The following is a 17,979-nucleotide window of genomic DNA, read 5'->3' as shown; positions in this document are numbered from 1 at the left end:
ATGAAGGCAGCTAGCCGCGAAGCACTCGCCGGCGTGGAGTCGACCCTGGATAACATCCTGGGCGAGTCCACCGCCGTAGCGGTTGCCGCTCAAACCGGCCTCGAACTCTTCGAAGTTGTCGACGTCCTAGATGGTGAGCGCAAACTGCGCGCCGACCTGTCCGACGCCGCGGCTTCGGAAGAGACCCGCAAGAAGCTGGTCGCTGACCTCTTCGGCGGCAAGGTTGCCCCCAGCACCCAGCAGGTGCTGGAGGCGGCTGCCTCCGCCAAGTGGTCTTCCGGCCGGGACCTGGTTCGGGGCCTGGTGGCCCTGGGCCGCCGTTCCCTTCTGCGGGGCGCAGAGTCCGAGGGGAAGCTCGGCCAGGTGGAAGACGAGCTCTTCCGCCTGTCGCGCATCCTGGACCGCGAGGGCGAACTGACCCAGCTGCTTTCCGACCGCACTGCCAAGTCCGCCAAGAAGCGCGGGCTGTTGGCTAACGTGCTCTACGGCAAGGTCACGATGTTCACTGAGGCGCTCGCGCTGCAGGCCATCGGACGCCCGGAGCAGAATCCGATCGACGACGTTGCCAATCTGGCGTCGCTGGCAGCCAAGCTGCAGGGGCGCGAGGTCGCACACGTGGTCAGCGCGGGTGAGTTGAACGAAGGCCAGCAGGCAGTACTCGCTGAGAAGCTGGGCAAGATTTATGGTCGTGCGATGTCCATTCACTCTGAGGTTGACACCAGCCTCCTCGGTGGCATGACTATTCGCGTCGGCGACGAGGTTATCGACGGTTCCACGGCGGGCAAGATTTCCCGCCTGCGGGCCTCGATGGCCAAGTAGAGTCGTTGACGGTCTCTACGTGAAGACTACGACACAAACTTTAAGTAATTGCTGGACGATACTACCGAGAGTAGGAAGAACATGGCGGAGCTGACGATCTCCTCCGATGAGATCCGTAGCGCGATTGCGAACTACACCTCGAGCTACTCCGCGGAGGCCTCCCGTGAGGAGGTCGGCGTGGTCATTTCGGCAGCTGACGGTATTGCACAGGTTTCTGGCCTGCCGTCTGTTATGGCGAATGAGCTGCTCGAGTTCCCTGGCGGCGTAATCGGCGTTGCACAGAACCTGGACACCAATTCCATCGGTGTTGTGGTGCTGGGTAATTTTGAGTCCCTCAAGGAGGGCGACGAGGTTAAGCGAACTGGAGAGGTCCTCTCCATTCCCGTGGGCGAGGAATTCCTCGGCCGCGTTATCAACCCGCTGGGCCAGCCGATTGACGGCATGGGCCCGATCGATAGCGAAGAAGACCGCGCCCTCGAGCTGCAGGCACCGTCCGTGCTGCAGCGCCAGCCGGTCGAAGAGCCGATGCAGACGGGTATCAAGGCTATCGACGCCATGACCCCGATCGGTCGCGGTCAGCGTCAGCTGATCATTGGTGACCGTAAGACCGGTAAGACCGCGGTCTGCATCGACACCATCCTGAACCAGAAGGCCAACTGGGAATCTGGCGACAAGAACAAGCAGGTCCGTTGTATCTACGTGGCCATCGGTCAGAAGGGCTCCACCATCGCTGGTGTGCGCCAGACCCTGGCCGATCACGGTGCGCTGGACTACACCACCATCGTGGCCGCCCCTGCTTCGGATTCCGCCGGCTTCAAGTGGCTGGCACCGTTCTCCGGTGCCGCTCTGGGCCAGCACTGGATGTACCAGGGCAACCACGTCCTGGTTATCTACGATGACCTGACCAAGCAGGCCGAGGCCTACCGTGCCATCTCCCTGCTGCTGCGCCGTCCGCCGGGACGCGAGGCATACCCGGGCGATGTGTTCTACCTGCACTCCCGCCTGCTGGAGCGTGCCGCCAAGCTGTCCGACGACATGGGCGCAGGCTCGATGACCGCACTGCCGATCATCGAGACCAAGGCAAACGACGTGGGCGCGTTCATTCCGACCAACGTCATCTCCATTACCGACGGCCAGGTCTTCCTGGAGTCTGACCTGTTCAACCAAGGTGTGCGCCCGGCTATTAACGTCGGTGTCTCCGTCTCCCGTGTCGGTGGCGCTGCGCAGACCAAGGGTATGAAGAAGGTTGCCGGTAACCTCCGTCTGGACCTGGCTGCGTACCGTGACCTGGAGGCGTTCGCTGCGTTCGCTTCCGATCTGGACTCCGCCTCCAAGGCCCAGCTGGAGCGCGGCCAGCGCCTGGTTGAGCTGCTCAAGCAGAGCGAGTCCTCTCCGCAGCCGGTGGAATACCAGATGGTGTCCATCTTCCTGGCGGACCAGGGCATCTTCGACGTCGTTCCCGTCGAAGATGTGCGTCGCTTCGAGACCGAGGTCCACGAGTACCTGCAGGCCAACACCCCGCAGGTCTACGAGCAGATCGCCGGCGGCGTTCCGTTCACCGACGAGTCCAAGGACGCCTTGGTCTCCGCGGCTAAGGACTTCACCCCGACCTTCCGCACCACCGAGGGCCACAACCTGGGCTCCGAGGCTCCGGTTGAGCCGCTCGATGCCGACGAGGTTAAGAAGACCGAGCTCAACGTCTCCCGAAAGGCTTCCAAGTAGGCTCGCGCTTACGAGGACACAAAGTCGATTGATTAAGAAGGGAGGAAAGTAAACCATGGCAACTCTTCGTGAATTGCGCGACCGTATCCGGTCCGTCAACTCCACTAAGAAGATCACCAAGGCTCAGGAGCTCATCGCTACCTCGCGCATTACCAAGGCGCAGGCCCGAGTGGAGGCATCCGTGCCCTACGCTCAGGAGCTCAACGCAGTGATGAACCGCCTGGCGGCCGCCAGCTCGCTGGATCACCCGATGCTGCGACAGCGCGACAACGCCAAGGTCGCGGCCGTGCTGGTTGTTTCTTCCGACCGCGGTATGTGCGGTGGCTACAACAACAACGTGTTTAAGAAGGCCGCCGAACTGGAAGCTCTCCTCAAGCAGGAGGGCTACGTGGTAGCTCGCTACGTCACTGGTAACAAGGGCGTGGGCTACTACCAGTTCCGTGAGGAAGAAGTGGCCGGCAGCTGGTCCGGCTTTTCCCAGGACCCGACGTGGAACGAGACGCACGACGTCCGCCACCACATCGTGGAAGGGTTCATCGCTGGTTCCGAAGGCACCACCAAGGCTCGCGAGGGCCTGCACGCCGAGGGCGAGGGCCAGCCGGTCCGCGGCTTCGACCAGGTGCACGTCGTCTACACCGAGTTCGAGTCCATGCTGACTCAGACCGCTCGCGCGCAGCAGCTGCTGCCCATCGAGCCGGTCATTGATACGGTGGAACTGAACCAGGGTGAGTCGGCGCTCTCCGATAGCGGGAACACTGAGGAACTGAGCTCGGACTTTGATTTCGAACCGGACGCGGACAGCCTGCTGGAAGCCCTGCTTCCGCAGTACGTCTCACGCACCCTGTTCGCGATGTTCTTGGAGGCTTCCGCTTCCGAGTCCGCGGCTCGTCGTACCGCCATGAAGTCTGCAACTGACAACGCGACGGACTTGGTCAAGGACCTGTCCCGCGTGGCCAACCAGGCCCGTCAGGCGCAGATTACCCAGGAAATTACAGAGATCGTCGGTGGCGCTGGCGCGCTCGCCGAAAGCGCAGAAAGTGACTAGATTATGACTACAGCTCTGCAAGAGCAGAACACACAGTCGTCGGCTTCCGCCGGCCGTGTGGTGCGTGTCATCGGTCCGGTCGTCGACGTGGAATTCCCGCGCGGCGCAATGCCGGCACTGTATAACGCACTGACCGTCGAGATTGAGCTCGAGGCTGTTGCTAAGACCGTCACCCTGGAGGTCGCTCAGCACCTCGGTGACAACCTTGTCCGTACCGTGTCCATGGCTCCGACGGACGGCCTCGTCCGCGGCGCGACCGTGACCGACTCCGGCAACCCGATTTCGGTGCCGGTTGGTGACGTCGTCAAGGGCCACGTCTTCAACGCTCTGGGCGACTGCCTGGACGAGCCGGGCCTGGGCCGCGACGGTGAGCAGTGGGGCATCCACCGCGAGCCGCCGGCATTCGACCAGCTCGAGGGCAAGACTGAGATCCTCGAGACCGGCATTAAGGTCATCGACCTGCTGACCCCGTACGTTAAGGGCGGCAAGATCGGCCTGTTCGGCGGCGCCGGCGTGGGCAAGACCGTTCTGATCCAGGAAATGATTACTCGTATTGCTCGCGAGTTCTCCGGTACCTCCGTGTTCGCCGGCGTCGGCGAGCGTACCCGTGAGGGCACCGACCTGTTCCTGGAAATGGAAGAGATGGGCGTGCTGCAAGACACCGCCCTGGTCTTCGGCCAGATGGATGAGCCGCCGGGAGTCCGTATGCGCGTGGCTCTGTCCGGCCTGACCATGGCGGAGTACTTCCGCGATGTGCAGAACCAGGACGTGCTGCTGTTCATCGACAACATCTTCCGTTTCACCCAGGCTGGTTCCGAGGTTTCGACCCTGCTGGGTCGTATGCCTTCGGCCGTGGGCTACCAGCCCACCCTGGCGGACGAGATGGGCGTGCTGCAGGAGCGCATTACCTCCACCAAGGGTAAGTCGATTACCTCGCTGCAGGCCGTCTACGTGCCGGCGGATGACTACACCGACCCGGCACCGGCGACCACCTTCGCCCACCTGGATGCGACCACCGAGCTGGACCGCTCCATCGCCTCGAAGGGTATCTACCCGGCAGTGAACCCGCTGACCTCTACCTCTCGTATCCTTGAGCCGGGTATCGTCGGCGAGCGCCACTACGCCATCGCCCAGCGCGTTATCGGTATTCTGCAGAAGAACAAGGAGCTGCAGGACATCATCGCCATCCTGGGTATGGACGAGCTGTCCGAGGAGGACAAGCTGACGGTGCAGCGTGCCCGTCGTCTGGAGCGCTTCCTGGGCCAGAACTTCTTCGTCGCAGAGAAGTTCACCGGCCTGCCGGGCTCCTACGTCCCGCTGTCGGAGACCATCGACGCCTTCGAGCGCATCTGCAACGGCGAATTCGACCACTACCCGGAGCAGGCCTTCAACGGCCTGGGTGGCTTGGACGACGTCGAGGCTGCGTACAAGAAGATGACCGAGAAGTAGGGAGAGGCACATGGCTGACATCACCGTAGAACTCGTTTCCCCGGAGCGGTTGCTGTGGACCGGTAAGGCAAGCATCCTGACCGCGGAAACGACCGAGGGTGAGATCGGCGTGCTTCCGGGCCACGAGGCTATGATCGGCCAGCTGGTCGAGAACGGCGTCGTGACCTTCCGCCCGGTGGACGGCGAGCGTCGCTTCGCCGCCGTCCAGGGTGGCTTCCTGTCGGTGACTGATGAAAAGGTGACCGTCTTGGCCGACTGGGCCGTCTGGGCTGACGAGGTCGATAGCTCGCAGGCTCAGGAAGATGCCAAGTCCGACGACCAGATCGTACAGTCCCGCGGCGAGGCCGGGCTTCGCGCCCTGCGCCGCTCGCAGGAAAAGTAGCGTGCGCAAACGCACGTAAAGGGGCAGCAACTGCCGCCTTTCTACTCTCGTCATTTAAGGCTAAGCGCCTGTAAGTGTTCCTCTACAAAAGGAACTGCTTACAGGCGCTTTGTCGTTTTTATGCGGCCTTTTGTATTAGCACTTTCTGCGGGATACCGACTAGACTCGGATCATCACTTGTGGCACCCACGCCAAACACGTTTTGCAGGGAAGGTGAGAGGTTATGAGCTCGACCGTGGTTACTGTTGTCCTCTGGGTCGTGGTCGCCCTCGTGGTCTGCGTCGTTCTCCTGGCCGCGGTCCGCTTTTTCACGTTGCGCTCCAAGGGAACGCCGATGTTGATGCGTTCTGTCCCTGCTAAAGACACCCGAGGTTGGCGCCATGGTGTCATTTCCTACGCCGGGGAGTTTGTGGAGTACTACGAGCTGCGCTCTGTCTCTCCCAGCTGTGACCGCCGTTTTAACCGCCGCGACATCGAAATCTTGGGCACCCGCGCCTTGGACGATGAAGAGGCGGTTTTTATTTCTTCCGGCATGAAGGCCGTCCACATCATCGTGCGCAACCAGCAGTACGAATTGGCTCTTGCCCCGCACGCGCACATGGCGTTTTCCGCCTGGGTCGAGGCCGCGCCCTCCCAGCGGCAGGAAAGCCGCGATTTTCACCAGATGCGCAAGAAGATGGAACGCCCGCTGCGCACGAACCTGCCGCACGACATCGCTAGCTGGCAGTCCTACTACGAATAGGCGCCGGGATTTTCTCGGCCCCGCCCGCTGTTCCGGGCGGTTTTTGCGTATCTCGGCGGCTTCCGCCCTGCCTGGTGTGGGGTGGTGCGGCGCCGAGGCGATAGGGTGGTAGCCATGCGTTTAGTAATCGCCTCCTGCAGCGTCGACTACGTCGGCCGCGTTGATGCCCACCTCCCGCTGGCAGACCGCCTGTTGTTGCTCAAGGCGGACGGCTCGGTCTCAATCCACGCCGACGACCGCGCCTACAAGCCCCTGAACTGGATGACCCCGCCGTGCACGGTGACGGAATCGGCCATCGAGGACATCGACGGCGAGCCGACCGGCGACACCCTCTGGCTGGTGGAAAACCCGAAGGGAGAGCAGCTGCGCATCACCATCGCGAAGGTGCACCAGGACATCGAGGTCGAGCTGGGCGAGGATCCGGGCCTGGTCAAAGACGGCGTGGAGGCCCACCTGCAGGAGCTGCTCGCCGAGCACATCACGACGTTGGGGGAGGGCTACAGCCTCATCCGCCGCGAGTATCCGACCGCCATCGGACCGGTCGACATCATGGCGCTCGATAACAACCGGGAGCACGTGGCAGTCGAGGTCAAGCGCCGCGGCGGCATCGATGGCGTGGAGCAGCTGACCCGCTACCTGGACCTGCTCAACCGCGACGACCTGCTGGCCCCGGTCCACGGCGTTTTCGCGGCCCAGGAGATCAAGCCCCAGGCCCGCACCCTGGCCGAGGACCGCGGCATCCGCTGCGTCATCCTGGACTACCAGGACCTACGTGGCATCGAGTCGAACGAGCTGCGGCTGTTTTAACGCGCGTTAACCAGGCGAAGCGATAAGTCTCGAAGGAGGTAAGACGTGCCGCGACGCAACCGCCGCCAGCGCTCGGCCCCGCGCAAGCTGCCCGCCGACGGCGCTGGCTTCTACGGCGCCCAGGTCCAGGAGGGCCCGCGCTGGAGCTTCGGCCAGCCCTACGTCGTGCGCCAGATTGGCGCGGCGCGGGCGGTCAAGACCTACGTGTGCCCGGGCTGCAACCAGAGCATCTTCCCCGGGGTCGCCCACGTGGTGGCGTGGCCGAAGGACGCCGGCGGCCAGGCCGATGACAGACGGCACTGGCACCGCGGGTGCTGGGACCGCCGTTAACGGCCCACTGCCCAGCTCGCGACGAGTAGGATGGCGGGCATGATTGTTGCCTTTTCCGTAGCCCCCGCAGTTGTTGATACCCCGGACGCCGAGATGGCCGACGCCGTCACGGAGGCGGTCCGCGTGGTCCGCGAATCCGGCCTGCCGAACGAGACCAACGCGATGTTCACACTCATCGAGGGCGAGTGGGACGAGGTCTTCGACGTCATCAAGCGCGCTACCGATGCCGTTCGCGCCGTCTCCCCGCGCACTTCGCTGGTTATTAAGGCGGATATCCGCGAAGGGCACACCGGGCAGCTGACCCAGAAGGTCGAGTCCGTCAACCGCCGCCTGAACCAGAACTAGTAGCCGGTTGCGAAGCAGCCGAAAACAGCCAAGAAAGGACTAGTATGACGAACCCCCGTGGCCCGCAGGTGGCCGGCGCCCTGGACCTGGGCGAGGTCAAGGCCCGCGCCGAGGCGCGCGCCCAGGCCGAAAAGCAAGCTGCGCAGACGCCCGGCCAGGGCGCAACGCCAGCCGGTGCGGGCGCCGGCCTGCGCGCTTTCTTCGAGGTGACTGAGGCCAACTTCGAGGCCGAGCTGGTGCGCCGCTCCCTGGAGGTGCCGGTCGTGGCGCTTATCGGCACCGCGCGCTCCACGCAGTCGGAAGAACTCAAGTCCCACCTGCGCCAGCTCGCCGAGCGCGGCGGGTTCAAGTTCCTGGTGGGCTATATCGACGCCGACCAACACCCGCAGATCGCGCAGGTCTTTGGCGTGCGCAACCTGCCGACGACCATCGCACTCGGCGCGGGCCAGCCACTGACTAACTTCGAGGGCTCCCAGCCGATGGCGGCCCTCGAGCAGTGGGTGGACGCCCTGGTCCAGCAGGTCTCCCCGCAGCTGCAGGGCCCGGGCCCCGAGCTGCAGGCCGCCCAGGTCGGCCAGGCCGGCCAGGCGCCGGCGGGGGAAGAGGAAGCCGCCCCGGCCGAGGATTCCCGCCTGACCGCAGCGGAAGAGCAGCTCAACAACGGCGACTTCGACGGCGCGATTGCCACCTACGAGTCCATCCTGGCCGAGGAGCCGGGCAACCAGGAGATCAAGCAGGCGCGGGATACCACGCTGCTGCTCAAGCGCCTGTCGGCGGCCGGCCAGGGTGTCGACCACATCAGCCAGGCCGACGCGCACCCGGATGATATCGACGCCCAGCTCAACGCCGCCGACGCGGACGTCGTCGCGGGCCGCCCGGAGGCCGCCTTCGAGCGGCTTATCGAGGGGATGCGGCGAACCGCCGGCGAGGACAAGGATCGCCTCAAGGAGCGCCTCCTGGAGCTTTTCGGGCTCTTCGACGCCGCCGATCCGCGCGTGCTGTCCGCCCGCACCCAGCTGGCCAGCGCCCTGTACTAGCGCGGCCTGCACCCGGGCCCCGGGGTGAGGGCCCGGGTTTAAGACTCAGTGCCGCGGTAGAGGTACCACTGCACCGAATTGGCCGGCAGCAGGACCCGCAGGAAGTCGTTGCCGTCGCGGCGAAGCGTCTCCACGTGGCGTGGCAGGTCGTTGGCGGCCCCGGAGTAGACGCCGTCGTCGGTGTTGAGCACCATCTCCCAGGCGCCGGCGTGCGGCACCCACAGCTCGTAGTCCGGGTGGGAGCTGCCCGCGAGGTTGACCACCGCGAGCAGGGTCTGGCCCTCGCGCGAGTACCGCAGGTAGCCGAGCACATTGTGGGCGGCGTCGTCGCCGGCGACCCACTGGAAGCCGGCCGGATCGAAGTCCTGGTCCCACAGCGCCGGGGTGTCACGGTAGATCGCGCCGATATCGCGGGCTAGGCGCTTAATGCCCTGGTGGTATTCGTGCCCCCAGCCTTCCAGGTTGGCCCAGTCCACGGAGGAGCCCTCCGACCACTCGGTGACCTGGCCGAATTCGTCGCCCATGAACAAAAGGTTCTTGCCCGGGTGCGAGTACATGTAGCCAAAGAGCGTGCGCACCCCGGCGGCCTTGTTCCAGTCGTCGCCGGGCATCCGCGTCCACAGCGTGCCCTTGCCGTGGACGACCTCGTCGTGGCTAAACGGCAGGACGTAGCGCTCGGAGTAGGCGTAGACCATCGAGAAGGTGATCTCGTGATGGTGATGGCTGCGGTAGATGGGATCGCGGCCGAAGTATTCCAGGGTGTCGTTCATCCAGCCCATGTTCCACTTCAGGTCGAAGCCCAGGCCGCCGTGTTCGGTGGGGGCGGTCACGCCCGGCCAGGAGGTGGATTCCTCCGCGATGGTCAGGATGCCGGGGCTGACCCGGTGGACGGTGGCGTTGGTTTCCTGCAGGAGGCGAACGGCCTCGAGGTTCTCCCGGCCGCCGTGCACGTTCGGCAGCCAGTCGTCGCGGGAGTAGTCCAGGTAGAGCATGGAGGCCACCGCGTCGACGCGCAGGCCATCGACGTGGAATTCCTCGGCCCAGTAGAGGGCGTTGGCCACCAGGAAGTTGCGGACCTCGTTGCGGCCGAAGTCGAAGACGTAGGTGCCCCAGTCCGCCTGCTCCCCGCGGCGCGGGTCGGGGTGCTCGTAGCAGGGGCGGCCGTCGAAGCGCCCGAGGGAGAATTCGTCCTTGGGGAAGTGGGCGGGCACCCAGTCGATGATGACGCCGATGCCGGCGCGGTGGCAGGCATCGATAAGCGCGCGCAGCTCGTCGGGGCTGCCCCAGCGCGCCGACGGGGCGTAGTAGCCGGAGACCTGGTAGCCCCAGGAGCCGCCGAAGGGGTGCTCGGCCACGGGCAGGAACTCGACGTGGGTGTAGTTGTGCTCCAGCAGGTAGTCGATGAGCTCGGCCCGCAGGGTCGCGTAGTTGGAACCGATCTTCCAGGAGCCGACGTGGACCTCGTAGATATTCATCGGCTGGTCGAGGTTGCCGTCGCGCGCGGCGAGCCATTCGGCATCGGTCCAGTTGAAGCTGGTGCTGGCGACGACGCTGGCGGTCTCCGGCGGGGCGAGCGTGGCCTTGGCCAGCGGATCGGCCTTGTCGATGCGCCCGTGCTCCCGGGACTGGATGGCGAACTTGTAGCGCTCGCCCGCGCCCACGCCGGGGATGAAGACCTCCCACACGCCGGTCGCGCCCAGGCTGCGCATGGGGTACTGGGTGGGGTTCCAGCCGCAGAAATCGCCCACCACGGCCACGCCCAGCGCATTCGGCGCCCACACGGCGAAGGCCGTGCCGGTGACGGTGCCGAGCGGCGTGTCGTATTCCTTCAGGTTGGCGCCCAGGACCTCCCAGAGGCGCTCGTGGCGGCCTTCGGCCACCAGGTGCTGATCCAGCGTGCCCAGCGTGGGCAGGAAGGTATAGCCATCGGCCACGGTGCGGTTAGCGCCGCCGGGGTAGTTCACCCGCAGGCGGTAGTCCTGTTGCTCGGGCAGTTCGGCCTCGAAGATATCGTGGCCGACCGCGCGCATGGGCGTGGCCCCGGCCGCGGTGAGCAGCTCGACCGTCTCGGCGCCGGGCTGGCGGGTGCGCACCGTCCCGTCGTGCCAGCCGTAGAAGCCGTGCGGGTCGTGGTGCTGGCAGTGGTCCAGCCGGCTAAGGTCTTCGGCGGCGATGGTGGGCTCGAAATCTGGGCTGGTATCCATGGCTATGACTGTACGTCAGTTCCTTCGGTTTTGGAGGGTGAATGCGCCCCGGTGGCAGGGGAGCAGAACCTGGGGCTTAGGCGCGGTAGTCGGTGACTTCTCGCCAGGCCAGCTGCTCGCGCAGGTCCGGCTCGGCGGGCGGGAGTAGGAAGATATGTGCGACGTCCCGCATGGGCTCGAGCCGCACGAAGTTGCGCTCGGACCAGTTGTAGGCCGCGCCGGTGACCATGTCCTGGACGGCGAAGACATCGCCCGGGTTGCGCCCCAGGCGGCCCAGGTCCAGATCGACGGTGGCCTCCTGCGGGTTGCGCGGATCCAGGTTGATGATAACCAGCACCACGTTGCCGGTGACCGCGTCCGCCTTGGAGTAGGCCAGGATGCTGGGGTTATCGGCGGCGTGGAAGTGCAGCGCGCGCAGCTGCTGCAGCGCCGGGTTTTCCCGCCGGATCTGGTTGAGCAGCCGCAGGTAGCCCTCCAGAGAGTCCCCGGAGTTGACGGCGGCCTGGAAGTCGCGCGGGCGCAGTTCGTATTTCTCTGAGTCCAGGTATTCCTCGCTGCCCGGGGCGACCGGCAGGTGCTCGTAGAGCTCGTAGCCAGAGTAGACACCCCACAGAGGCGACAGGGTGGCCGCCAGGCTCGCGCGGATGGCGAACATGGCCCGCCCGCCGGTCTGCAGGGAGGCGTGCAGGATGTCCGGGGTGTTGACGAAGAAATTGGGGCGGCAGATATCGGCCTGCTCCACGTGCATCTGGGCGAACTCGGTGAGCTCTTCCTTGGTGGTCTTCCACGTGAAATAGGAATAGGACTGGCTAAAGCCCAGCTTGGCCAGGCCGAACAGGCGCGCCGGGCGGGTAAACGCCTCCGCCAGGAAGATGACCTCTGGGTGATCGCGGTGGACCTCGCGGATGATCCAGGCCCAGAAGTTGGCTGGCTTGGTGTGCGGGTTATCCACGCGGAAGGTTTTCACGCCCGCCGCGACCCAGTACAAGACCACGTCCAGGATTTCTGCGTAGAGCGCCGCAGGGGCGTTGTCGAAGTTGAGCGGGTAGATGTCCTGGTACTTCTTGGGCGGGTTTTCCGCGTACGCGATGGTGCCGTCGGCCAGCACGGTGAAGTATTCCGGGTGCTTTTTGGCCCAGACGTGGTCGGGGGAGCACTGCAGGGCCAAGTCCAGGGCGACCTCGAGGCCTAGCTGCTCGGCGCGGCGTACCAGGGCGCGGAAGTCGTCCAGGGTGCCCAGCTCCGGGTGGGTGGCCCGGTGGTCGGCAATCGCCCAGGGCGAGCCGACGTCGTCGGGCTCGGCATGCAGGGTGTTGTTCTTGCCCTTGCGGTGGACCTGGCCGATGGGGTGGATGGGAGGGAAGTAGACGGTGTCAAAGCCCATCGCCGCCACGCGCTCCAGGGCCTGAGCGGTCGTGGCGAAAGTGCCGTGGACGGGCTCGCCGTGTGCGTCGCGGCCGCCGGTCGAGCGCGGGAAGAGCTCGTACCAGGAGTTGTAGAGCGCGGCCTGGCGCTCCACGTAGACCTCGCGCACGGTGTCTTCGACCACCAGGTCGCGCAGGGGCTGTTCGGCCAAGGCCTGGGAGACCGCCTCGGACAGGGCGGGTGCCACCCGCTCGGTCAGGTCCTGGGTGCTATCCCGCAGAGCCTCGGCGGCTTCCTTGTACAGGGAGGCGGAATCCTTACGGGTCATGGCGGCGCGGTCGAAGAGGTCGGCGCCGTGGCGCAGATCGTTGTCCAGCTCCGCTGCGGACTGGCCCGCGGCCAGTTTCTTGGTGACGGCATTCGTCCAGGTGGCTACCGGATCGGACCAGGCCTGGATCTGGAAGCGCCAGGTGCCCGGCCTATCGGGCACGAAGACGCCGTGGACGCGGTCCTGGTCTTCCGGGTCGGCGGTCAGACGGGTGTTGGACACGGGGGTGGACAAGGCGGCATCGTCAGGCGAGTACACCACGAGGTTGGCGGCCACCGCGTCGTGGCCTTCGCGCCAGACTAAAGCGGTGACGGGAATGACCTCACCGACTGCTCCTTTGGCGGGTAGGTTTCCGTGGTCGATTACGGGCCGGACGTCGTCAATACCAAGGCGGGTCGTCATGGAAATTAGCGTAGCCGAGGTGTTTCAGTGTCGCCCGCCAACTGGAAAATCAGACACAATGGGACACGTGAGTTCCTCGATGTTTAGCCAAGAACAAATCGCCGCCGCCCGCGCCGCCGCCCAGTCCGCCCGCGGCCCCGCTTCCTCCGCCGCGACGGGGGCGGCAGACCCGGCCGCCGCCGAAACCGATCAGGATTGGCTGATCGACTTCCGCGGGGTCGAGCTACGCCGCGGGGGCAAGACCCTCGTCGGCCCTGTCGACTGGCAGGTCGAGCTCGACGAGCGCTGGGTCATCATCGGGCCCAACGGCGCCGGCAAGACCTCGCTGGTGCGCATGGCCGCGGCCGAAGAATTCCCGTCCAAGGGCACGGCCTTCGTGATGGGCGAGCAGCTCGGCAAGACCGACATGCGTGATCTGCGCGCGATGATCGGTATCTCCTCGGCCGCCGTGCAGCACCGCATCCCGGACACCGAGCGCGTCGACGACCTGGTGGTCTCCGCCGGCTACGCGGTCCTGGGGCGCTGGCGCGAGGACTACGGCGACATGGATTTTAGCCGCGCGAACCGGATCATGGAACAGACCGGCTGCACCCACCTGGCCGAACGCACCTGGGGCACCCTGTCGGAAGGCGAGAAGAAGCGGGTCATCCTGGCGCGTGCGCTCATGCCCAACCCCGAACTGCTCATCCTGGACGAGCCCACCGCCGGCATGGACCTGGGCGGCCGCGAGGACCTCGTGGGCTACCTGGGGGACCTCGCCCTGGACGCCGACGCCCCGGCCATCGTCATGATCACCCACCACGTCGAGGAAATCCCGTACGGCTTCACCCACGCCATGATCCTGGACGAGGGCGAGGTCGTCGCCAAGGGGCTCATCAACAGCGTGCTCACCTCCGATAACCTCACCCGCGCCTTCGGCCAGCCCATCCAGGTCGACCGGATCGGCGAGCGCTACTTCGCGCGCCGGGTACGCTAGGAGGTTACAACCTCCCTACCTGGTGCCCAAGAGTTCGCCGCGCCTAAGTCCCGGTGGAGAAGATGAGCAAGATAAACCCCTTAGATGTCATTGACGCGACCGACACGACCGGCTTCAACGGTGGCCGGCTGTCGGCGTCTGTCCTGCTCATTCGCGACGAACCCGACGGGCTGAAGGTCTGGGTCCAAGAGCGCGTGGCCACCATGCGCAACTATCCGGGTCACGCCGTCTTCCCAGGCGGTGGGGTAGATCCGCGCGATTTCCCGCCGCGCAGCTGGGACTCCGGCAAGCTGTGGGCCGGCGCCTCCCTGGTCTCCAAGGCCCGCCGGCTGGGGGTGACCAAGTACAAGGCCCACGCCCTCGTCTTCGCGGCCGCCCGAGAACTGTTCGAGGAAGCCGGCACGCTTTTGGTCGTTGACGAGAAGGGCCGCGTCGAGTCCAACGCCGCCCGCTTCCACGCCGAGCGCCTCCAGTTGGAAGGCCACGAACTATCCTTCTCCGATTTCCTGAGCCAGGAGTCGCTGCGCATGGACTCCGACCGCCTGCTGCCCTGGGGGCGGTGGGTCGGCCATTCTCCGGCCGGCAACTGGTTCGACACCTTCTTCTTCGTCGCCACCCTGCCGCCCGGCCAGGAACCCGACGGCAACACCGGCGAGGCCGCCGATGCCGGCTGGTTCCCACCGCAGCTGCTCATCGACGGCTGGCGCGCCGGGCTGGTGCGCCTGGTGGCGCCGACCTGGGCGAACCTGCAGCGTCTGTGCCGGTTGAGCAGCGTGCAGGAGGTCCTCGACGACGTCGACTATTCCGACATGCGCCCCGTGATAGGCGACCCCGTCGACGATCCCCGCTACCGCGAGTTTTTCACCACCCGGCCCGTCGACCGGATCTAGGCCGGTAAAACCTCGCCGCCCCTTTGATTGCCCTCCTACCTCCCGTCCCGACCCGTTGAGAAAGGCCGAACTGCACCGTGGCATTCGAACTAGCCGACATCCGGTTCTTCCAGGATCATGCCGCCGAAATCCGGCAGGTCAGTGAGCAACTGGAGGGAACCCGGGCTAAGGCGCTGGCCGAGGCCCAGTTGTTGCGCGAGCGCTTCGGCGAGCACGGGCGCGCGGTGGGGGAGCTGGCCGATGCCCGCCGCCGCGCCGTGCGCACCGGAAAATTTCCGGCCACCTGGCTCAGCGACGTCGACGCCGCCCAGCAGGCCACCCCGGCCCCGGTGGCCCGCGCCCGGGCCCGGCACCTGTCGCGGCTGGGAGCGGACTTCGTTCACGACGTCACCTGCTCGGTGGGCACGGAGGCCCCGGCGCTGCGGGCGGCCGGCATCGGCTACCTGGGCAGCGACCTGGACAAAACGCGCGTGGCCATGGCCCGGCACAACGTGCCCGATCTGCCCTTCGTGGTCGCCGACGCCTTGGCGCCGGTGAGCGCGCGGGGCGTGGTCGTGGCGGACCCGGCCCGGCGGGCCGGCGGACAGCGCATCACCAAGCCGGAGCAGTTGCTGCCGGCCCTGCCGGACTTGCTGGCCGCCTACCCGGGCCGCGAGATGGCCGTCAAGTGCGCGCCCGGCCTGGACTACAGCGAGTGGGCCGGGCCGGTGGTCGTCGCCAGCGTCGACGGCGCGGTCAAGGAGGCCTGCCTGTATACCCCGGGCCTGGCAGAGCACCCGGCCGCAGACGGCCAGCCGGTGCGCGCGGCCTGGCTGCTGCGCAGCGGCGCCGCGGGCGAGTCGGGTGCCGGGGAGGAGACCATCAGCAGCGCCGATTTCTCCCCGGACGAGCTGCCGGCGGCCGGGGAGGTGGGCCGCTACATCGTGGACCCGGACGGCGCGGTGGTGCGCGCCGGACTCGTCAAGCACTACGCGGCGCGGCACGGGCTGTGGCAGCTGGACGAGAAGATCGCCTACCTGACGGGGGAGTCAATCCCGCCGGGCCGGTCGGGATTTCCATTCATTGAGCAGGTGAGTCTCAAGCGCCTGAGCTCTAGTCTGAAAGCCCTGGACGTCGGCAGCCTGGAGATCCTCGTCCGCGGCGTCAACATCGACCCAGACCAGCTGCGCAAGAAGCTGAAGCTGCGGGGCTCGCGCCCCCTGGCGGTGGTCGTCACGCGGCTCGGCCGCGGCGCCGTGGCGCTGGTCTGTGAGCCACGCCAATGGAATTAGTCCCGCCTTCGCTACTACTATGGCGCGGAGAATAAGTTTCTAGAACGCTTAAACCAAATTGACGGAAAGGTCGAATGCCCATGCCCACTATCGTGGCTCTGGTCAAGTACGTACCCGATACGTGGTCCACTAAGACGTTGGAAGACGACAACACGCTAAACCGCGACGCGGTGGACAACATCATTGATGAGGTCAACGAGTATTCGGTCGAACAGGCGCTGCGGCTGCGCGACGCGAACCCGGACGCCGGTTACCGCGTGGTGGCCCTGACGATGGGGCCGGCCGGCGCGGAAGAGGCCCTGCGCAAGGCCCTGGCCATGGGCGCCGACGACGCGGTCCTGGTCAGCGACGAGGCGCTGGCCGGCTCGGATGCCATCGGTACCGCCTGGGCGCTGAGCAACGCCATCAACACCCTGGACGACGTTGCCCTTATCACCATGGGTACGGACGCCTCCGACTCGCAGACGGGCCTGCTGGCTGGCCTGCTGGCTGAGTACCGCCAGATTCCGGCGCTCACGGAGCTGCACGCGGTGAGCCTGGCCGACGGCACCGTGCGTGGCACCCGCGAGGATCACCGCGGCACCTGGGAGCTGTCCGCCCCGCTGCCGGCGCTTATCGCCGTGGGCGACAAGGCCGACAAGCCGCGCTTCCCGAACTTCAAGGGCCTCATGGCGGCCAAGAAGCACCCGATTACCACCCTGGACCTGGCCGCCATCGGCGTCGACCCGGCGCAGGTGGGCCTGAACTCGGCGACCACCCAGGTCACCGAGGCCGCCCCGCGCCCGCCGCGGACCGCCGGCGAGCTGGTAGAGACCGGCTCCGCCGAGGAGAAGGCCGCCAAGATTGTTGAGTTCCTCGAGTCCAAGAACCTGCTGTAACACCGCTCTCCGCGCACGCTTATAAGGAGTTTTCTTTTCATGTCTCACGTTTATGTTTTGGTCGAGCACACCGAAGGCCAGCTGAGCCCGGTTACCGGGGAGCTCATCACCGCTGCCCGCCAGCTCGGCACCGTCTCCGCCGTGGTGGTCGGCCCCGCCGGCACCGGCGACAAGCTGGCCCCGGAGCTGGCCCGCTGGGGTGCGGCCCAGGTGGTCGACGCCCAGGCCGCTGATTACGATTCCCGCCTGCTGACCCCCGAGGTCGACGCCCTGCACGGGCTGGGCGCGGCCAACCCGGCTCCCATCCTGATCGCCGCGTCCGCGACCGGCAACGAGATCGCCGGCCGCGTGGCCGCGCGCCTGGCCTCCGGCGTGCTGTCGAACGTCTCCGGCATCCGCCCGGACGGCGCGGCCCAGCACGCCATCTTCGGTGGCTCCTACGACGCTTACGCCACCGCGGCTGGTGCCTGCCCGATCTACACCCTGCTGCCGGGCAGCGTGACCGCCGAGGCCGAGGCCAGCGTCGGCGAGGTCGCCGCCATGCAGCTGCCGGCCGCCACCGACCGTGACGTCAAGGTCGAGTCCTTTACCCCGGCCGAGAAGTCCGCCCGCCCGGACCTGCCGTCGGCCGCCACCGTGGTCGCCGGCGGCCGCGGCGTGGGCGACGAGTTCGCCGCCGTCGTCGAGCCGCTTGCCGATGCCCTGGGCGCGGCCGTGGGCGCTACCCGCGACGCCGTCGACGAGGGCTTCTACGACGCGGCCTACCAGATCGGGCAGACCGGCGTGACCGTGACCCCGGACCTCTACATCGGCCTGGGTATCTCCGGCGCCATCCAGCACACCTCGGGCATGCAGACGGCCAAGAACATCGTCGTGGTCAACCAGGACCAGGACGAGCCCTTCTTCCAGATCGCCGATCTGGGCGTGGTCGGGGACCTGCACGAGATCGCCCCGGCGCTGACCGAACAGCTGAAGAATCGCGCCTAA

17 protein-coding genes are annotated in these 17,979 nt (G+C 66.4%); 15 read left to right on the top strand and 2 right to left on the bottom strand.

The window, feature by feature from the left end; genetic code table 11:
- The 10 genes from ACEE23_RS06775 (at position 1) to ACEE23_RS06730 (ending at position 8,678) form a co-directional block, all read left to right on the top strand.
- The gene (locus tag ACEE23_RS06775) at positions 1 to 819 is read left to right on the top strand and encodes a F0F1 ATP synthase subunit delta (RefSeq protein WP_368519678.1); all 819 of its coding nucleotides are present in this window, start codon (positions 1 to 3) and stop codon (positions 817 to 819) included.
- An 81-nt stretch (positions 820 to 900) separates the two neighbouring features.
- A complete protein-coding gene (gene atpA / locus ACEE23_RS06770; RefSeq protein ID WP_368521065.1) occupies positions 901 to 2,541 on the top strand; it encodes a F0F1 ATP synthase subunit alpha in 1,641 nt (546 codons plus the stop codon).
- Between the two features lie 55 nt (positions 2,542 to 2,596).
- Complete coding sequence (locus ACEE23_RS06765; protein WP_448872123.1) at positions 2,597 to 3,586, top strand: F0F1 ATP synthase subunit gamma; 990 nt, start codon at positions 2,597 to 2,599, stop codon at positions 3,584 to 3,586.
- A gap of 3 nt (positions 3,587 to 3,589) precedes the next feature.
- Positions 3,590 to 5,035: a F0F1 ATP synthase subunit beta gene (gene atpD / locus ACEE23_RS06760; protein ID WP_290225895.1), complete on the top strand. Its 1,446-nt coding sequence runs from the start codon at positions 3,590 to 3,592 to the stop codon at positions 5,033 to 5,035.
- Positions 5,036 to 5,045: 10 nt separating this feature from the next.
- Complete coding sequence (locus tag ACEE23_RS06755; RefSeq protein WP_070769003.1) at positions 5,046 to 5,417, top strand: F0F1 ATP synthase subunit epsilon; 372 nt, start codon at positions 5,046 to 5,048, stop codon at positions 5,415 to 5,417.
- A 223-nt stretch (positions 5,418 to 5,640) separates the two neighbouring features.
- On the top strand, positions 5,641 to 6,159 hold the full coding sequence (locus tag ACEE23_RS06750) for a DUF2550 domain-containing protein (RefSeq protein ID WP_368519681.1): 519 nt from the start codon (positions 5,641 to 5,643) through the stop codon (positions 6,157 to 6,159).
- 114 nt (positions 6,160 to 6,273) lie between these two features.
- Positions 6,274 to 6,966: an endonuclease NucS gene (nucS, locus tag ACEE23_RS06745; protein ID WP_368519682.1), complete on the top strand. Its 693-nt coding sequence runs from the start codon at positions 6,274 to 6,276 to the stop codon at positions 6,964 to 6,966.
- Positions 6,967 to 7,011: 45 nt separating this feature from the next.
- Complete coding sequence (locus tag ACEE23_RS06740; RefSeq protein WP_290225903.1) at positions 7,012 to 7,296, top strand: hypothetical protein; 285 nt, start codon at positions 7,012 to 7,014, stop codon at positions 7,294 to 7,296.
- A 39-nt stretch (positions 7,297 to 7,335) separates the two neighbouring features.
- A complete protein-coding gene (locus ACEE23_RS06735) occupies positions 7,336 to 7,641 on the top strand; it encodes a thiamine-binding protein (RefSeq protein ID WP_070768999.1) in 306 nt (101 codons plus the stop codon).
- Between the two features lie 44 nt (positions 7,642 to 7,685).
- A complete protein-coding gene (locus ACEE23_RS06730) occupies positions 7,686 to 8,678 on the top strand; it encodes a co-chaperone YbbN (protein WP_368519683.1) in 993 nt (330 codons plus the stop codon).
- Between the two features lie 38 nt (positions 8,679 to 8,716).
- Here ACEE23_RS06730 and glgB read toward each other — a convergent pair whose 3' ends face one another.
- Together glgB and ACEE23_RS06720 are read right to left on the bottom strand one after the other, a co-directional pair.
- Positions 8,717 to 10,882, bottom strand: a complete 2,166-nt coding sequence (gene glgB / locus ACEE23_RS06725) for a 1,4-alpha-glucan branching protein GlgB (RefSeq protein WP_368519684.1) — start codon at positions 10,880 to 10,882, stop codon at positions 8,717 to 8,719.
- A 76-nt stretch (positions 10,883 to 10,958) separates the two neighbouring features.
- Complete coding sequence (locus ACEE23_RS06720) at positions 10,959 to 12,977, bottom strand: maltotransferase domain-containing protein (RefSeq protein ID WP_368519685.1); 2,019 nt, start codon at positions 12,975 to 12,977, stop codon at positions 10,959 to 10,961.
- A 58-nt stretch (positions 12,978 to 13,035) separates the two neighbouring features.
- On the opposite strand from ACEE23_RS06720, the gene ACEE23_RS06715 reads away from it, so the two are divergent.
- From ACEE23_RS06715 to ACEE23_RS06695, 5 genes are all read left to right on the top strand, one after another.
- Complete coding sequence (locus ACEE23_RS06715) at positions 13,036 to 13,953, top strand: ABC transporter ATP-binding protein (RefSeq protein ID WP_368534618.1); 918 nt, start codon at positions 13,036 to 13,038, stop codon at positions 13,951 to 13,953.
- Positions 13,954 to 14,015: 62 nt separating this feature from the next.
- Positions 14,016 to 14,843, top strand: a complete 828-nt coding sequence (locus tag ACEE23_RS06710; protein ID WP_290225914.1) for an NUDIX hydrolase — start codon at positions 14,016 to 14,018, stop codon at positions 14,841 to 14,843.
- Between the two features lie 77 nt (positions 14,844 to 14,920).
- Positions 14,921 to 16,114: a THUMP-like domain-containing protein gene (locus ACEE23_RS06705; RefSeq protein WP_368519687.1), complete on the top strand. Its 1,194-nt coding sequence runs from the start codon at positions 14,921 to 14,923 to the stop codon at positions 16,112 to 16,114.
- A gap of 80 nt (positions 16,115 to 16,194) precedes the next feature.
- Entirely contained in the window at positions 16,195 to 16,992 is a 798-nt protein-coding gene (locus ACEE23_RS06700) for an electron transfer flavoprotein subunit beta/FixA family protein (RefSeq protein WP_368519688.1), read from the top strand.
- A 39-nt stretch (positions 16,993 to 17,031) separates the two neighbouring features.
- The gene (locus tag ACEE23_RS06695; RefSeq protein WP_368521067.1) at positions 17,032 to 17,979 is read left to right on the top strand and encodes an electron transfer flavoprotein subunit alpha/FixB family protein; all 948 of its coding nucleotides are present in this window, start codon (positions 17,032 to 17,034) and stop codon (positions 17,977 to 17,979) included.

The sequence above is a fragment of the Corynebacterium sp. 32222D000AT genome (genome assembly GCF_053546955.1).
The sequence above is the reverse complement of the archived record's forward strand: the minus strand, read 5'-3'. Positions and strand labels throughout refer to the sequence as shown.

What these genes read in the sequence shown, in the direction of transcription:
- ACEE23_RS06775 (WP_368519678.1), top strand. Translation starts at nt 1, where the DNA reads ATGAAGGCAGCTAGCCGCGAAGCACTCGCCGGCGTGGAGTCGACCCTG.
- atpA (WP_368521065.1), top strand. Translation starts at nt 901, where the DNA reads ATGGCGGAGCTGACGATCTCCTCCGATGAGATCCGTAGCGCGATTGCG.
- ACEE23_RS06765 (WP_448872123.1), top strand. Translation starts at nt 2,597, where the DNA reads ATGGCAACTCTTCGTGAATTGCGCGACCGTATCCGGTCCGTCAACTCC.
- atpD (WP_290225895.1), top strand. Translation starts at nt 3,590, where the DNA reads ATGACTACAGCTCTGCAAGAGCAGAACACACAGTCGTCGGCTTCCGCC.
- ACEE23_RS06755 (WP_070769003.1), top strand. Translation starts at nt 5,046, where the DNA reads ATGGCTGACATCACCGTAGAACTCGTTTCCCCGGAGCGGTTGCTGTGG.
- ACEE23_RS06750 (WP_368519681.1), top strand. Translation starts at nt 5,641, where the DNA reads ATGAGCTCGACCGTGGTTACTGTTGTCCTCTGGGTCGTGGTCGCCCTC.
- nucS (WP_368519682.1), top strand. Translation starts at nt 6,274, where the DNA reads ATGCGTTTAGTAATCGCCTCCTGCAGCGTCGACTACGTCGGCCGCGTT.
- ACEE23_RS06735 (WP_070768999.1), top strand. Translation starts at nt 7,336, where the DNA reads ATGATTGTTGCCTTTTCCGTAGCCCCCGCAGTTGTTGATACCCCGGAC.
- ACEE23_RS06730 (WP_368519683.1), top strand. Translation starts at nt 7,686, where the DNA reads ATGACGAACCCCCGTGGCCCGCAGGTGGCCGGCGCCCTGGACCTGGGC.
- glgB (WP_368519684.1), bottom strand. Translation starts at nt 10,882, where the DNA reads ATGGATACCAGCCCAGATTTCGAGCCCACCATCGCCGCCGAAGACCTT.
- ACEE23_RS06720 (WP_368519685.1), bottom strand. Translation starts at nt 12,977, where the DNA reads ATGACGACCCGCCTTGGTATTGACGACGTCCGGCCCGTAATCGACCAC.
- ACEE23_RS06715 (WP_368534618.1), top strand. Translation starts at nt 13,036, where the DNA reads ATGGGACACGTGAGTTCCTCGATGTTTAGCCAAGAACAAATCGCCGCC.
- ACEE23_RS06710 (WP_290225914.1), top strand. Translation starts at nt 14,016, where the DNA reads ATGAGCAAGATAAACCCCTTAGATGTCATTGACGCGACCGACACGACC.
- ACEE23_RS06700 (WP_368519688.1), top strand. Translation starts at nt 16,195, where the DNA reads ATGCCCACTATCGTGGCTCTGGTCAAGTACGTACCCGATACGTGGTCC.
- ACEE23_RS06695 (WP_368521067.1), top strand. Translation starts at nt 17,032, where the DNA reads ATGTCTCACGTTTATGTTTTGGTCGAGCACACCGAAGGCCAGCTGAGC.